Origin of the sequence: Actinoallomurus sp. NPDC050550 (genome assembly GCF_040655075.1) — a bacterium.
Taxonomy (GTDB): domain Bacteria; phylum Actinomycetota; class Actinomycetes; order Streptosporangiales; family Streptosporangiaceae; genus Actinoallomurus.
This window is the reverse complement of record NZ_JBFAJC010000004.1, coordinates 123,203-138,657: the sequence shown is the minus strand read 5'-3', so window position 1 is coordinate 138,657 and position 15,455 is coordinate 123,203. Positions and strand designations below refer to the sequence as shown.

At 70.0% G+C, this 15,455-nt stretch carries 13 protein-coding genes; 5 read left to right on the top strand and 8 right to left on the bottom strand.

Annotated features, from left to right (window positions below; genetic code table 11):
- Positions 1-15 precede the first annotated feature (15 nt).
- The 3 genes from AB0I04_RS07020 to AB0I04_RS07010 all read right to left on the bottom strand — a co-directional run bounded on the left by AB0I04_RS07020 (position 16) and on the right by AB0I04_RS07010 (position 3,248).
- Positions 16-639 carry a hypothetical protein gene (locus AB0I04_RS07020; RefSeq protein WP_360880371.1) on the bottom strand — a complete coding sequence of 208 codons (624 nt, stop codon included), beginning with the start codon at positions 637-639 and terminating at the stop codon, positions 16-18.
- Positions 640-823: 184 nt separating this feature from the next.
- The gene (locus tag AB0I04_RS07015) at positions 824-2,359 is read right to left on the bottom strand and encodes a phosphoenolpyruvate carboxykinase (RefSeq protein ID WP_360880368.1); all 1,536 of its coding nucleotides are present in this window, start codon (positions 2,357-2,359) and stop codon (positions 824-826) included.
- Positions 2,360-2,723: 364 nt separating this feature from the next.
- Entirely contained in the window at positions 2,724-3,248 is a 525-nt protein-coding gene (locus tag AB0I04_RS07010) for a hypothetical protein (protein ID WP_360880364.1), read from the bottom strand.
- A 114-nt stretch (positions 3,249-3,362) separates the two neighbouring features.
- On the opposite strand from AB0I04_RS07010, the gene AB0I04_RS07005 reads away from it, so the two are divergent.
- Positions 3,363-4,892, top strand: a complete 1,530-nt coding sequence (locus AB0I04_RS07005) for a DHA2 family efflux MFS transporter permease subunit (protein WP_360880361.1) — start codon at positions 3,363-3,365, stop codon at positions 4,890-4,892.
- Positions 4,873-5,490 (top strand): TetR family transcriptional regulator, encoded by a 618-nt coding sequence (locus AB0I04_RS07000; RefSeq protein ID WP_360880357.1) that lies wholly within the window; start codon positions 4,873-4,875, stop codon positions 5,488-5,490. The genes AB0I04_RS07005 and AB0I04_RS07000 overlap by 20 nt, the downstream gene beginning before the upstream one ends.
- Positions 5,491-5,527: 37 nt before the next feature.
- On the opposite strand, the gene AB0I04_RS06995 is transcribed toward AB0I04_RS07000, so the two are convergent.
- Positions 5,528-6,676 (bottom strand): C40 family peptidase, encoded by a 1,149-nt coding sequence (locus tag AB0I04_RS06995; protein WP_360880354.1) that lies wholly within the window; start codon positions 6,674-6,676, stop codon positions 5,528-5,530.
- Between the two features lie 268 nt (positions 6,677-6,944).
- A complete protein-coding gene (locus AB0I04_RS06990; protein WP_360880351.1) occupies positions 6,945-8,930 on the bottom strand; it encodes a thioredoxin domain-containing protein in 1,986 nt (661 codons plus the stop codon).
- 248 nt (positions 8,931-9,178) lie between these two features.
- Between AB0I04_RS06990 and AB0I04_RS06985 the strand changes: the two genes are divergently transcribed.
- Positions 9,179-9,556 (top strand): hypothetical protein, encoded by a 378-nt coding sequence (locus AB0I04_RS06985; protein ID WP_360880348.1) that lies wholly within the window; start codon positions 9,179-9,181, stop codon positions 9,554-9,556.
- A gap of 95 nt (positions 9,557-9,651) precedes the next feature.
- Here AB0I04_RS06985 and AB0I04_RS06980 read toward each other — a convergent pair whose 3' ends face one another.
- On the bottom strand, positions 9,652-10,842 hold the full coding sequence (locus AB0I04_RS06980) for a hypothetical protein (protein ID WP_360880345.1): 1,191 nt from the start codon (positions 10,840-10,842) through the stop codon (positions 9,652-9,654).
- Between the two features lie 255 nt (positions 10,843-11,097).
- Here AB0I04_RS06980 and AB0I04_RS06975 point away from each other — a divergent pair, with 255 nt between their 5' ends.
- Complete coding sequence (locus tag AB0I04_RS06975; RefSeq protein ID WP_360880342.1) at positions 11,098-12,654, top strand: hypothetical protein; 1,557 nt, start codon at positions 11,098-11,100, stop codon at positions 12,652-12,654.
- 184 nt (positions 12,655-12,838) lie between these two features.
- On the opposite strand, the gene AB0I04_RS06970 is transcribed toward AB0I04_RS06975, so the two are convergent.
- Positions 12,839-13,537 carry a class I SAM-dependent methyltransferase gene (locus AB0I04_RS06970; RefSeq protein WP_360880339.1) on the bottom strand — a complete coding sequence of 233 codons (699 nt, stop codon included), beginning with the start codon at positions 13,535-13,537 and terminating at the stop codon, positions 12,839-12,841.
- A 122-nt stretch (positions 13,538-13,659) separates the two neighbouring features.
- Positions 13,660-14,448 (bottom strand): MBL fold metallo-hydrolase, encoded by a 789-nt coding sequence (locus tag AB0I04_RS06965; protein ID WP_360880336.1) that lies wholly within the window; start codon positions 14,446-14,448, stop codon positions 13,660-13,662.
- 298 nt (positions 14,449-14,746) lie between these two features.
- Here AB0I04_RS06965 and AB0I04_RS06960 point away from each other — a divergent pair, with 298 nt between their 5' ends.
- A complete protein-coding gene (locus tag AB0I04_RS06960) occupies positions 14,747-15,286 on the top strand; it encodes a hypothetical protein (RefSeq protein ID WP_360880333.1) in 540 nt (179 codons plus the stop codon).
- Positions 15,287-15,455 lie beyond the last annotated feature (169 nt).

The window sequence follows — 15,455 nt, the reverse complement described above, 5'->3', positions numbered from 1 at the left end:
CGACGCCAGGGGGGATCAGCAGTCAATTATCGCCCCGGAGGGCGCATGCCGGGCGCGTACCGGTGAACTCGCGAAGACGTCTCGGTAATCGGCGCCCACCCGGCGCGCCTCGTACACCAGGGCCGCCAGGAAGCCGGCGAGCTCCTCGGAGGTCAGGACGGCGCGCACGCCGTGGCCGTCCGAACCCCAGGCCTCCACGACGGCCCTGCGGGACCGCCGCCACTCTCCGCCGCGGTCCCCCGGGCCGGACAGCCAGGTGCAGGAGGTACGGAGCGTGCAGCGAAGCTCGCCCGCGCCGGCCGTGTCCGTGCGTTCCCGGTGCCGGAACGCGAAGAGCTCGGGTTCGCGGGAGACGAGCCGGTCCCGTCCCGGCGTGCCCGAGTCCGCGGGGACCGGATCGGGAAAGCGATCGTCCTCGTCGGGCCAGGAGCGGGCCTCCGGCGAGCCGTCGACGCGCGCGGCGGTCACCCGGCGTGCGAGCGTGGCCAGGAAGTACCCGCAGCGCTCGCCCACCGCGCCGAACGATCGCCCGTCGCGCCGGAGTTCGAGTGTCACCTCGTACGGGGTGCCGCCCCGGTCCCGGGCCGGGACCATGATCACCTCGAGCCGCGATCCGTCGACGCAGCGTAGTTCTGCCACATGGGTAAGCGTAGATTGCTGTTTTGGAGCAAATCGAGAGCTCACGGGATACTTGACCGGACGTTCAATCTGACTTCGCGCCACCGGCGGTTGTGAAACGTCTGGGGGCGGGTGCTCTGCCGCCGGCCGTGAAACGCCCCGGTGGCGGTGCTCCGCCACCGGGGCCACCCATCCGCGGGATTGGTCAGCCGATCGATTTGACGATCGCCTCGTCCAGGCCGGTGAAGGATGAAAGGTATTCCCGCCGCTCCGCTTTCAAACGCTCGACCATGGCGTCATACTCCTCCATCCGGCCCTGCCGCTCGTACAGCCGCCGGGGCTGGAGGATCTCGAGGTCGTCGACGCCCGGCAGGGACGACGCGATCTCGTACCCGAAGTCGGGGTCGTCCTCCCACTCGATCGTGTCCTGCACGATGGCCTGCACGATCGCCGACGAGTGCGGGATCGTCACCTTCTTGGCACGGTCGTCACCCTCGCCACCGCCGACGCGGCCGGTGTTGAGCACGAACACCTTCAGCTCGTGGCTGTCGAGCAGCTCGAGCATCCGGTTGCCCATGTCAGCCATGTCGCGCGGGAAGAACGGGTTGGTGCCGGGCACCCGCAGGAACCTGCCCTCTTCGTCCTTGCCGCCGGCGCTCGTGCCCGTCGTCTCGCCGAGCATGAAGTACGCGGCCGCCTGTGCGCGGTCGAGCCGGGCCACGCCCGGGACGATGTTCTCGTTGCGGTTGAGGATCAGCAGGAACTCGGCGGGCTCCACCTGGTCGGCCGGCCACGGGTCGACGTACTTGAACGGCCAGGTCGTCCGCCCGTTCTTGGTGTAGGAGGTGTCGAAGAAGTCGACCTTGCCGCCGGCGTCGACCGAGACGTTCTCAAGATAGGCGTCGGGCTTCACCGTGGCGTTGTAGATCGTCGGCTCGAATTTCGGGTCCAGGCCGAATGTCTTGGCGAAACAGCCGTTCTCGGTGGTGTAGACACGACCTTCCGGCATCAACGCGAGGAAGTCGTCCTGGACCGGCTTACTGCCGAGCTGGGTGGTGAAAGTCGTCGTCGTCTTGCCCGTGCCGGACAGGCCGACGATGAGGACCGTCTTGTTGTCACCGCCCACCGGGATCACTTTGCAGCCCGCATGCAGGGAAAGGCCGCCGCGCTCATAAACGATGTTGTTCCACATCCGCAGGCCGCCCTTCTTGGACTCCCCGAAGTAGTCCGAATTGAAGACCCGCGTGATGTTCGCATTGAGGTCGACCGCGATGAGCCGGTCGTTCGGGTAGCCCTCCATCGGGAGGTTCGGTGTATACACGACGGTCGTGTCGGGGTCCCAGGTCGCCGGGTCGTAGGCTTCCCCGGCCGGGTAGTAGAGCTGCTTCTGCATCCCGGCGATGTTGGCGTTCGCGGCCTCGATGACCAGCCGCGCCTTCGTGCGGAAGGCGGGGTCGCTGCCGATGTAGCCGTCCACCACGACCACGTCCCGCCCGGCGAGGTGGCCGTCCTGGGCGGCCGCGACGCGGTCGTACTCGTCGCGGGTGATCGTCTGCTTGGTGGTGTTGGTGGAGTCCTCGACGATGTAGGTGGACTTGGCGCTCCGGCTGTCCACCCGCGCCTTCACCACCACGTTGCCGAACTCGGTCAGCCGGGAGTTGGGCATCTTCTCGGTGAGTTCACGCAGTCGGGCCGCGGTCGGATTCCACTCGACGGACCTGGCCTTGACCTCGTACGCCACGATCGCTCCTTCGCACGGGGACACCCGATGGGTTGTTGGTCGGGATTTCGTGAGTGTACCCACGTACGGCATTTTGAACATCCCCCCGTCAAGCACTTGTCAGCGGAAGGAAGGTCGTTTATGGCGAATTGGTATAGACCTTTGGATTAGACCACTGGATTAGACCTTTGGTCTGGACCGAACGGCGTCTCTTGATCGGCCTTCTCGACAATTCCTCATTGTTTCAAGTGTGTTTCGGACTTTCTCGAATGCGGGAGCCGCTGGGCGCGCCTCGGCAGTCTCAGGCAGAGGCGCGCGATCGGCGCCGGCGGCCCCGCGCCCACCCGGTGTCAGGCCTGGGATCGGCGCCCCCGTCGGCTCCACGTCAGACCTGGGGGCCGGCGGCCCTCGCCCGCTCCACATGCAGCAGCGCGTCACGCAACTCGGCCAGCCACTCGTCGGCGTTCTTGCCAACGAGACGGACACACCAGGCGAGCGCGTCACTACGGCTGCGCGCCACCCCGGCGTCGACCAGCGTGTCGAGGACGCGGCGCTCGGACTGGCGGAGCCGGGTCATCACCGGCACCGACAGCGTGGTGAACATGACCTTCTCGTCGCCGCACTCGACGCCCCAGGAGACCTTGCGGGCGAAGCGGTGCTCGGCCTCGCGCGCGATGCCGATCCGCTGATCACGGGTCTCCTCGCGGAAGCGCTGGATCTGCCCGGCGACAGCCTCCGCCCGCTCGGCGTCGGACGCGCCCTCGGCGAGATCCGGCTCGGCGAGCCGGCCGATGACGCTGATCTCCTCCCGGTCGAGCACGACGCTGGGCGGGCCGTCGAACCAATCCTCGGGCAGGCGGCCGGAGAACCACCCGCGGAGCTTCTCTTCCGCAGCTTCTGTCGTAGTCATGTAATCATGATTACACGGTATCGAGGCCGCGCCAAGAGGTGCGACAGGTTGACAAGAGGACGTTTTTGACAGTTACTTTCTTTTTATAGGAACCACCATTGAGGAGAAGCTGTCATGACCTCTCTCGGATCCCGGCGGTGGTGGGTGCTCGGCGCCCTCGTCGTCATCCTCCTCGCGGTCGGCCTCGACCTGACCGCGCTCAACGTCGCCCTCCCGACCCTCGCCGCCCAGTTGAACGCCAGCACCAGCGCGCTCCAGTGGATCGTCGCGTCGTACACCCTCGTCTCCGCGACCCTCCTCATCCCCGCCGGTCTGATCGGCGACCGGTACGGCCGCAAGAAGACGCTGCTCGCCGGTCTGGCGCTGTTCCTGGCCGGCTCCGTGCTCGCCACACTCGTCTCCAGTCCCGCCGGCCTGATCACCGCCCGTACGCTCATGGGCGTCGGCTCGGCGGCCATCACGCCGCTCGCCATGTCGGTGCTGCTCGTCGTCTTCCCGCCCGAAGAGCGGCCGAAGGCGCTCGCCGCGTGGGCCGGCGCGTCGTTCCTGGGCCTGCCGCTCGGTCCGATCATCGGCGGCTACCTGCTCGACCACTTCTGGTGGGGGTCGATCTTCTTCATCAACATCCCCGTCTCGGCGGTGGCCCTGGTGCTCGGTCTCGTCCTGATCCCCGAGTCCCGGTCCTCCACCGCGCCCCGGCCGGACTTCGCCGGCCTCGTGCTGTCGACCGGCGGCCTCATCGCCCTCGTGTACGGCACCATCCAGGAGGAGGACTACGGCTGGTCGAGCCCTGGCGTGTGGGGCGTGATGACCGCCAGCGCCGTCGCCCTCGTGGCCTTCGTGGCGTGGACCCGGCGCGTCCGCCACCCGCTGATCGACCTGAGCCTCTTCGCCGACCGGAGCTTCACCGGGGGCATCGTTCCGGCCACGCTGATGACCTTCGCCATGTTCGGCGTGCTCTTCGTCGCCCCGCAGTACTTCCAGGCCGTGCTCGGGACGAACCCGCTGGGATCCGGGGTCCGGCTCCTGCCCCTCATCGGCGGTCTGCTGGCGGCCTCCCGGCTGAGCGCGCTGCTCGTCAAGCGGCTCGGCGCCCGCGTCACCATCGCCGCCGGCGGGCTGGTGATGGCCGCCGCCATGGTCGCCGGCGCCACCACCACCGCCGGATCGGGGTACGGCCTGGCCGCCGCCTGGCTGACCGTCGCGGGCCTCGGCATGGGCCTGATGCTGCCCGCCTCGATGACGGCGGCCATGGGCGCGCTGTCGGCCGAACGGGCGGGCGTCGGCTCCGCCGTGCTCATGACCGTCCGGCTCGTCGGAGGGGCGTTCGGAGCCGCCGTCCTTGGCAGCCTGCTGTCCGGCGGCTACCGCGGGCACGTGGACGTGGCCGGGCTGCCGCCCGCGGCCGCCGAGGCGGCGCGGGCCGGGGTCGGCGGCGGGCTCGCGGTGGCCGGGCGCCTGCACGACCCGCACCTGCTCCACTCGGCGCGGGCGGCGTTCACCCACGGCATGGACCTCACCCTCCTGGCCGGAGCGGGGATCATGGTGGCCGCGGCGGTCCTCGCCGTCATCCTCCTGCCGCGCCGAGGTGCCACCGCCCCCCTGGGTAACGGACAATCGACGCATGAGTACGCCTCCGCTTGAACGGTCGCTCGAACAACGCCTCGGCCTGCGCGAACGGAAGAAGCTGAAGACCCGGCGTTCCATCCAGGAGCACGCGCTCCGGCTCTTTCAGGAACAGGGGTACGACGCGACGACCGTCGAGCAGATCGCCGAGGCGGCGGAGGTCTCACCGAGCACGTTCTTCCGGTACTTCCCCACCAAGGAGGACACCGTGCTCACCGACGAGTACGACGCGTTGATCGTCGACGCCGTCCGCGCGCAGCCGCCGGAGCTGCCTCCCGTGGAGGCGCTGCGCAACGTCATGCACGAGATGGTGGGCGAGATGGTGGCGACCGACCGGCAGCGGATGTTCGACCGGTCGCGGCTGATGCTGTCCGTCCCGGCCCTGAGGTCCCGGCAGTGGGACCAGACGAAGGTCACCCAGCACGCGATCATCGAGGCGCTCGCCGACCGGCTCGGCCGGTCCGCGAGCGACTTCGAGCTTCAGGCGTTCGGCGCGGCCGTCATCGCGGTCTTGGAGACGGCCATGCTCAGCTGGGTGGAGACCGACGGCAGGACCGACATCGTCGAGCTGCTCGACCGCGGCGTCGACTTCCTCATCGCGGGCTGCCCCCTGTGACACGCCGTGCGCCGCTCACGCGGCGTACGGCGGGGTGTCACTTGGTGGCGGCGAGCTGGGGGTTGACGCGGATGGCACCCCAGAAGTTGTTCAGGTAGACGTCCTGGATCTGGATCAGGGTGCCGGTGTGCCGCGCGACGACCATCTTGTTGTTGCCGAGGTAGATCGCGATGTGCGAGACGCCGTTGAAGGTCGGGTCGTTCTTCCACGTCAGCAGGTCGCCCGGTTGGGCCTGGTTGTACGGCAGCCGCCAGCCGGTGAACGCCTGGATGTCGGCCGTGCGCGGCATCTTGATACCGGCCTGGGCGAAGGCGTACTGCACGAGCCCGGAGCAGTCGTAGCCGCCTTCGCGGTCCGACTCGCCACCCCAGACGTACGGCATGCCGATCTTGGACTCGGCGGCCCGGATGACGGTGCTGACCTGCGTGGCGGTCAGCACCCGGCCGGGAGCGCCGGCCCCGCCGCCGGGCACGGTCGGGCCGTCGAACCGCGACTCGAGCGTGGCCATCTTCGTGCCCTTGGGCAGGAGCTCGGCCAGCTGCTTGCGGAGCTTGACGAGGTTCGCGTGCGGAGCGCTGACGAGCAGGGCGTTGCCGGACGGCATGCCGATCGTCTGCGCGGTGTAGTGCGACACCACCGCGTCGACCTGGTCGATGCCCATCGTGGCGTAGGCGCCGACGCGCACGGACGTCTGGTGGCTCTGGCCGCCGATCTGCGTCTGGGACGCCAGCGGGATGCCGCCGTCCTGGCCCATCGTGAAGGAGATCGCGACGTCGCCGCCCGCGATGTTGTTCCACAGGGCGTCGGACTTGGCGCTCGCCTCGGGCGTGTAGGCGCGGAACGTCGACGGCTCGACGCCCAGAACGCCCACGCGTTTGCCGCCCACGAGCGCGCGCGCCGCGTCGACGACCTCTACGGCCTTGACGCCCTTCGCCTGGCGGACCTTCTCGATGGCGTCCGCGGGAAGGGACTGCGGGGAGGCGATCAGGAGGTGCGGGGTGATGGTCTTCTGGAGCCCCGCCACCCGGTAACTCGTGCTGTCCGCCGCGGCGACATAGCGCCCTGCGGCGAGCTGCGTCACGGGCTTCAACGGCCCGGCCAGCACGATCGCGAAATCGGCGGCGATGGTGGTGGCCAGTGAAACACCCACGACCGTCGGCAGCATGCGGCGGCTCGCCCAGCGCACGGCGCCCTCCCTCGTCCCCAGTGCGTTGTACGACTATGACCTACGACCGCGATGGTCGTCCAGATGCCCACGCGCCTCGTCGGCCACTGTTGTCCGCCCGTTCGGCACGCCGTGCGGGCGCTCGTTCTGAGGTAACACTGCCGTAACCCAAAGATCAAGCCCGCATCGGCGCAATATTGACAGAGATTCCAATGAGTCCCGCCGCGAAATAGACGGAACACGACGTTATGGACCGACCGGATCCACCTCCGGTGTCCGCCGGCCGTGATCAGCGCTTCGCCGCGGCCCGGATCTGCTCCTGCAGGGCACCGACCTCCGTGACCGGAAGCCGGCACGTGAAGTCGCGGCAGACGTACGCGGCGGGCCTCCCGTCGACGGGTGTCCGGCCCTCCAGCAGCGGCACTCCGGTTCCGGCGGCGACGACCGCGGGCAGCGCGCCGAGCAGCGCCGCCCGGTGCAGATCACGCGTGCGCGGATCGTCCGCCGGGCCGGCGATGGCGATCTCCAGCGGTCCGGCGACGACCGCCTCCGCCACGGCGAGCCCCCACCCGGCGAAGCGAGAGTGCTGCCGGGCGAGCGGCGTCACGGGGCCGAGGGCGCCGAGGGCGGCCTCCCGGTGCCGGGCCGAACCGGTGAGCGCGGCGTACGACAGCAGCGCGCCCGCCACCGCGAACCGGCCGGAAGGGGTGGCGTTGTCGGTGGGATCCTGCGGGCGCTTCCACAGGCGCTCGGCGTCGTCGGCGGTGTCGTAGAAGCCGCCGTGCCCGTCGGCGAACCGCTCCAGGACGACGTCCAGGAGCTCTCCGGCGAACCGCGCGTGGGCCGCCTCACCCGTCACGCCGTACAGCGCGATCAGGCCCTCGGCCAGGTCCGCGTAGTCCTCGAGGACGCCCGCGTTGGTCCCGGCCTCCCCCGCGCGCGAGGTGCGCAGCAGCCGCCCGCCCCGCCAGTGCGTCTCCCGCAGCAGCCGGACCGCGTCCTCCGCCGCGGCGACGAGATCCGGGCGGTCGAAGTACGCGCCGCACTCCGCCAGCGCGGCGATCGCCAGACCGTTCCAGGCGGCGACCACCTTGTCGTCGCGGCCCGGCGGGACCCGCCGGGACCGCACGTCCAGCAGCGCGGCCCGGATCCGCGCGTACCGCTCCTCGTCCTCGGGGTCCGCGCGCAGCTGCAGGACGGACGTGCCGTGCTCGAACGTGCCGGCGCCGGTCACCTGGAACAGCGCCGCCGCGTACGCCCCGTCGTCCTCGCCGAGGACCTCGGCCAGTTCGCCGGGCGTCCAGACGTAGTACGCGCCCTCCTCGTGGCGGCCCTCGGCGTTCTCGCTGTCCGCGTCGAGGGCACTGGCGAACCCGCCCTCCGGCGTGCGCAGGTCCCGGAGCATCCAGTCGCACGTCTCCAGGGCGACGCGGCGGGCGAGCGGGCCGCCGGACAGCCGCCACCAGTGCGCGTACACGCGCGCCAGCAGGGCGTTGTCGTACAGCATCTTCTCGAAGTGCGGCACGGCCCAGTGGGCGTCCACGGAGTAGCGGGCGAACCCTCCGCCGAGCTGGTCGTACATGCCGCCCCGCGCCATCGCCTCGAGCGTGCCCTCGGCCATCGCCAGGCCGTCGCCGCCCCGGGCGGCGTGGCGGAGCAGGAACTCCAGCACCATCGACGGCGGGAACTTCGGCGCCGCGCCGAACCCGCCGTTCGCCCCGTCGTACGACCGCGCCAGGTCGCGTTCGGCGGCGTCGAGCACCTCCGGCTCCGGGGCGCTCTCTCCCCCGATGGCGGCCTGGTCGGCGAGCGCGCCGACGACCTTCCGCCCCTGGGCGATCACGTCGTCGCGCTTGTCCCGCCAGGCCTGGTCGACCGCGCGCAGGAGCTGCTGGAAGTGCGGCCGGGGGAAGTAGGTGCCGCAGTAGAACGGCTCGCCGCCGGGCGTCATGAAGACGGTCATCGGCCAGCCGCCCTGACCCGTCATCGCCTGAGTGGCCTCCATGTAGACCGCGTCGACGTCGGGGCGCTCCTCGCGGTCCACCTTGACGCTGACGAACAGCTCGTTCATCAGCCGCGCGGTCTGCTCGTCCTCGAAGGACTCGTGCGCCATCACGTGACACCAATGGCAGGCGGAGTAGCCGACGCTCAGCAGGATGGGCACGTCCCTGCGCCGGGCCTCCTCGAACGCCTCGTCCCCCCACGGGAACCAGTGGACGGGATTGTCCGCGTGCTGCAGCAGGTACGGGCTCGTGGCGTCCTTCAGTCGATTCATCAATGGTCCCGCCGTCGATCGGTGCGTCCGTACATCCGGGTGCGGGCGCGGCTCCGCGGCACGTCGCCCGTCGCGCGTTCAGTGCATCGTCCGTCCGCTCTCTGCGCGCGTCTCGCGCCTCGATGCGTCCCCTGCCCGGAGTGCGGGCCGTGAACCCACCGTATTGGTACAGCGTGGCCGGTTCACGGGCAGCGGGTCACCATAAGACTTAGTCTGTCGGCATAGTCCCGAACGTCGGAGGGCGCACAGTGGATCCGGTATCGGTGTCGGCGCTCGTCACTCTCCTGTCGAAGATCTTCGACGGGACGACCGGCAAGGTCGGTGAGCAGCTCTGGGACAACCTGACCTCGGTCGTACGGCGCGCGTTCGGCCGCCGTAGCACGTCCGTCGAGGCCGCCAAGCGCCTCGGAGAGCGCCCCGGCGACGCCGACTCGATCAGGTCCCTGGCCGAGGCCCTGGTCGCCGACTCGGCCCGCGACCCGCAGGGGGCGGTCCAGGTCCGCCACTGGGTGGCCCGGGCCGAGCGCGAGCTGGTCGACGCCGGGAGCATCAGCAGCACCATCCCCGGCGACGTCCACCGGAATGTCGTCCAGGCTCGCGACATCCACGGCGACATCACCTTCTAACCGGAACGGCGCGATCCACGAGGACACGCCCGCCGCGCGCAAGGCAAGGTCGCACCCGCGTCAACGAACAGCCATCGCCTCCTAAGTCGGCCTGGCTAGCCGATGATGCCTGGAACCGCCCCGTCGTCGAACCACGGATCTGAACGCCAGTTCTCGGTCGCCGGGCCCTGAAGCGATCCGCCGATCACCGGCGGCGTGAGTGAGGTCCGTACGTCGGCGAACGTCGGGGACGTCGGCCCCGGCGTCTTAGGCGTCGGTCCGTGCGGGGAGACCGGAGGAGCACCCGGAGGAGATCCCGGAGGCGCACCCGGAGGAGATCCACCCAGCAGCCGAGCGGGAAGTCCGCCGAAGGGCAGGTCATACGCCAGCGTCCGAGGACGCCAATGGTCGACTTGGCGGTAGCGCTCGTTCAGTCGGTCGAAGGCGTCCGTCACGGCGTTGGCGCGGCCGCTGGGAAACAGCTTGAGAAGACCTTTCAGCTGGATCGGCGCAACGATCTCTTCGATCGCCTTCCCCGATTCCTCAGCGGTGGTGGAGAGTGAGCGGGCGAAACCTCCCAGGCTCCGCACGGTGCCCTCGATTCGCCACAGAGCCGTCTGTGCCGCCAACGCGGCGGTGCCGCGCCATGACCTGCTCAGCTCGACCGCTACCCGGTAGATCTCCGAACCCAGCGAATCGAGGTGATCGGCCATACCACGCCACATCAGGCTGAGCGAATAATGCTCGCCCCACGCCGGGGTCCGCTGCAGAACGCGGAGGCGCTCCGCGATCTCTTCGACGTGGAGGAATGGAGGCTCGCTGCCGGGCAGCGCGACGGATGATGTGAGAATCCCTCGCATATGCCCGGACGGCAGCGTGACATCCGAGCCGGGCAGCGGGATGTCCGGAATGGTGCTCTCCGCCGGATCGCTCGACCGAGGCACCCACCTTTCCGTACTTGTCACCTTTTGCCACTCATGCATCTCGTGGCCGCCCCATCCCTGGGCGAAGTCCCGGCCGAGTTCGGCGATCGCCGCCTCGATCACTCGCTCGTGATCACGATAGCTCGCGGCGTTCCCCTCAAGACGGCGCGCCGCAGTCGCCAGGTTTCCTGCCACCGCCGCAAAGACCGCGGAAGCATGTTCTAGAGACTGTCGGTATGCGATCCAGAGGGCGGATGCCATATACCACTCGCCGAATGCGCGATTTCTCACAATGGGGTGGCCGAAGGCGAAAGAAGCGGCGTGAACCGAAGCGAGAGCTCCCGGGGCCGACGACGACCGAAGGTGGGCGACGAGGCCCGCCAACTCTCCGGCTCCAGCGATGAGGCGACCATAGTTCCATGTCGCCCTGCTATGGCCCCCCGAGCTCGGCCAATCAGGACGGTACGGCACATTGGCCATCAATGTCCCCGCCAATCGCTCCGAGCACATCCCGCCACCACCCGAAGGTGATGAGTCAACTCCCCTTACCTCCAAAAGGCCAACTTCTTCTAATTCACATGGATAAACTGCGCCACCGTGAGTAACGGTAGCGTAACCGAAGCCGAACTGCGTGCACGTATGGCAAAACATGAGGTCATCCATTTTTCGGACACCCTTCCGGCCGAAAAACGGACAATCCGTAATTCGATCCTCCGCGAGCTGCTCCTGGAACTCGATAAGAACAAGATCGATCCTCGCGGAATAGAGATCACCGGCGCGCGCCTCACCGGCGATCTCGATCTGGTCGACGTCACCCTGCCGGTCGGGCTTCATCTGATCCGCTGCGAACTGACCGGCTCCCTTTGCCTGCAGGGGGCCCAGCTCATCCGTCTCATCCTCCGGGGTTCCCGCATCCGCGGCCTGAGAGCCGACGGCGTCCAGGTCCAGAAAGGGATCAACGCTCAGGACGTCCACTGCGACGGCGCATTCCGGCTGATCGGCTCGACGATCGAAGGCCAGCTCAACCTGACCGGGGCCACGATCACCGGAGACGGTCACTCCGGTCTGCTCGCTGATGGCATGCGGGTCGGCGGGGACGCCCTGCTCCGACAGGCACCATCGGGGCGTCCCTTCGTCGCGCGGGGAGACAAGGACGGAGCGGTGCGTCTGCTGGCCGCCGAGATCGGTGGCAACCTGGACTGCGAAAGGGCCGTGTTCAGCTCCGCCCAGGCAACGGCGTTCGACGGCGAACGCGCCCGCGTAGGCGGCAACATCATCCTCCGGTCGATACGGTCCCGGGGCGACGTCATACTCCAAAGAGCGTCGGTGCGCGGCCAGTTGAACTGCAAGAACGCCGAGCTCGGCGGCCTCGTAGCCGACGGACTTCAGACCGATGACGACGTCATCCTCTCCGGACTGCGCGCCGGCCGTGCCGGGCCGGACGCGACGGTATCCCTCATCGGCGCGCGGGTCGGCGGGCATCTCATCTGCGATAAGGGTGAGGTCGCCGGCCCAGGCCTGTCCCTCGACCTCAGATTCGTGTCGGTAGGCAAGGCGCTCAGCCTGCGACCTGACTTCTTCGCCGCGCGGAATGGAGGCACGGTCGTCTTGGACGGGCTGACCTATCCGGCCATCCCTCACGGGATGGAACGCGACGAATGGCTGGCATTCCTCCGCCACCGGACCGAGGGGCACGCGGCCCAGCCGTACCAGCAACTCGCCACCGCCTATCGATCGGCGGGGCGAGAGGACGACGCGCGAGTGGTACTGATCGCGCAGCAGGATCACAGGTCGGCCGATCCTCGGCTGGCACGACGCACCCGGCTGCGGTTGCGTCTGCTGAGGCTGACCCTCGGATACGGCTACCAGTCGTGGCGGGCGCTGATCGGTCTCCTGCTCAACCTCGCACTCGCGGTGGTCGTCGTGCTCGGGGCCGCGAATTGGTCGGCAGCCGTGCATAAACCGGCGACCGAGAACAGCCGGCCAACGCCATGCCTCTTCGTCTACCGGGTCGGCCTGGGCGTCGACCTGGCCCTCCCCCTCATCAAGACGGGCTCCCGACACCGCTGCGACCTGGCGGCGACAAAATGGAGCGAAGAATGGATCGTCGCCGTCGGCTGGGTGTTTCAAATCCTCGGATGGGCCCTGGCCACCCTCTTCGTCGCCGGGTACACCGGTCTGGTCCGCAAAGACTGAGGATCAGCGATACGCCACGGCGCCAAGCGACATTCCGGAACCGGCCTCGGCAAACGGCGGCGCGGTCCACGTCCTCGTCGTGCGCGTGGCGGAGGGCCGGATCGTCCAGCCCCACCGGGGGCTGGACGACGTGGGTACCAGCGAGCCGACCTCGACCGCCGATCGGTCGGGGCGGTCGGCATATTCAGCGTTTGACGCAGGTGTAGGCCCCGTACAGCGACCCGCGGAACTCGACGCCGACGATCTCGAAGCCGGCCCGGGTGAGCATCGGCTCGAGCAGCCAGCGGAACGTACTGTGCTCGGTCCGGATGTGCTCGGCGTAGTCCTCCCGGGTGTACCCACGCGTCGGATCGTCGGCCGCCCCGTCGAGCCACCGGGCGAAGATCTCCTCCGCCTCCGCCGGGGCGAAGTCGTAGATCAGGTCGCGCAGTAGGAGCACACCACCCGGCCGCAGCATCCGGGCGAGGCGGTCGAGCGCGACCGCCTTCCAGAAGTCGGGCAGCTGATGCAGGGCATGACGGGTGTACGCCCCGTCGAGGAGCGGCCCTCGGTGCTCATAGCTCAGGAAGCCCGCCCGAACGCAGTCCAGGTTGCGCACCCCGGCCTCGGCGGCACGGTCCGTCAGGAACTCCACCATCGCCGGTGAGACGTCGACGGCGGTGACGTGGCCGAAGCGACGCGCGGCGGCCAGCGCGAACGTCCCCGTCCCAGCGCCGAGGTCGGCGATGGTCGAGGTTCCGCCGAGTCCGTGAGCGGCGAACACCGCGAGATCGCCTGCGGGGTCGGGATATCCCTGTTTCCGGTCGAACCCGGCCACGAAGCCGGCGTCGAGGTGCTCCGGGCCGGCGTGCGCCGTTTCGTCGAGCGTCCATGGCCTGTCCACGTGTGGATTCTGCGCCGGGAGGCCGCCGGCGTCATCCGGTTTTACGGGCGCGCGGAGCCGGGCGTTCGGTCGGTTCTACGGACGCACGGAGCCGGGAGCGGGATCCCGGAGTCCGGCCGGTTTCACTGGCGCACCGTGCCGGGCGCGGGATGCCGGAGTTCGGTGAACGGCTCGGCGAAGTGCGCCGTGCCCAGGGTGCCGGAGCGTTCACGGATTCGTGTCAGCAGCGCGGTACGGGTCGCCGAGGCAAGGTCGGCGTCCTCGTCGTGCGCGTAGCGGATGGACGGGTCGACCAGCTGGACCGGGTGCAGGACGACGTCGCCGCCGAGCACGAGCGGGCCGACCTCGACCGACTGATGTCCCGGCGTGTGGCCGGGCGTGGGGACGAGGGTTATCCCCGAGGCCATCTCCACCAGGCCGTCGACGACCTGGAGGGAGTCGCCCAACGGGCGTACGACCTGGTCCAGCACCGGCCCGCGGACCCAGTCGAGCTCGTCACGCTGGAGGAGGTAGCGCGCGTCGGGGAAGGCGGGGGCACCGTCCACGACGGCTCCTCCGGCATGGTCGCTGTGCAGGTGGGTCAGCACGACGACGTCGACGTCCTCCGGACGGAGCCCGGCCGCCGCGACCTCCGCCATCAGCCTGCCGGGCACGGGCGCCCACGTGGCCGCCGGACCGTCGGTCCCGCCGATCCCGGTGTCGACCAGGATCGTCCGGTCCGCGCGGTCGCGCAGCAGGTAACAGTGGAAGTGCAGCACCCAGTCCGCGGCGTCCACCGCCGCCCAGTGCTCGGCCGTCGCTCCGGGGAAGGTCTCGTCGAGCGGTCTGCGCAGGGCGGGGCCCATGGGGCCCACCGCGTCGCACAGCGGGGTCACTTCGACGTCGGCGAACACCTTCGGCGGATGGGGCATCAGCGGGCTCCTGGGCGAGGCGGAAGCGTCACCCACGCACGATAACGAGAAGGGCGGAGTACGACCGACGGCCAAGTGGGTTCGACGACACGACACGACACGACACAGCACGGGCGGCGGGCGGCGGGCGGCGGGCGGCGGGCGGCGGGCGGCGGGCGGCGGGCGGCGGGCGGCGGGCGGCGGGCGGCGGGCGGCGGGGTGATGGTCCCGCGCGGGCGTGGTCCGGGCGGGCGGCATTGGGCAATCTCTCAGCTGCGCCGAAGGCGGGCTCCAGGAAGCTCGGCCATCATGGCGCCCCATGCGAACTCTCCATGGCGGGGCGCTGCTGGCGTCGGCGGCCACACTGCTGCTCTGCGCCGCCTGCGGATCCTCCGGCGGCAAGACGGCTGCGGCCTCGCCCTCCGGGTCGGCCGGGTCCGGCCGGAACGGCTTCGCGGCGTACGCCGCCTGTCTGCGCAGTCACGGCGTGAACATCCCGACGGCCCGCCCCAGCGGCCGGCCGACCGGTCAGGCCGGGCGGCGCGGCGGTGGGTTCGGCGCCTTCGGCGAGGTGCCCCAGGCGGCGCGTGACGCGTGCCGGTCGGTCGCCCCGCAGGGACAGCGCCAGGGGATGCAGCAGATCCAGGCGTTCCGCAGCTGCCTGGGCGATCACGGCGTGACGCTGCCGACCCCGACACCCGGGGCCGTACGCTCGCCGGGCGCGGCCCGTACACCGGGGGCGCGGCGCGGCATGGGCTTCCTCGGCGGGCTCCAGACCTCGGACCCGAAGGTCGCCAAGGCGTTGAAGGTCTGCCGCCCGCTGCTGCCGACCTTCTCCCCGCGGCCGTCGCCGAACTGAGCCCGCGCGGGCGGGCGCCGGTGCCCCAAGACGGAACGGACCGAGGCCTGCACCCCCAAGCCGATGCGGGCGGGCGCCGGTGCCCAAAGCGGAACGGACCGAGGCCTGCACCCCCAAGCCGATGCGGCCGGGCGCCGGTGCCCAAGGCGGAACGGGCCGGGGCCTGCGC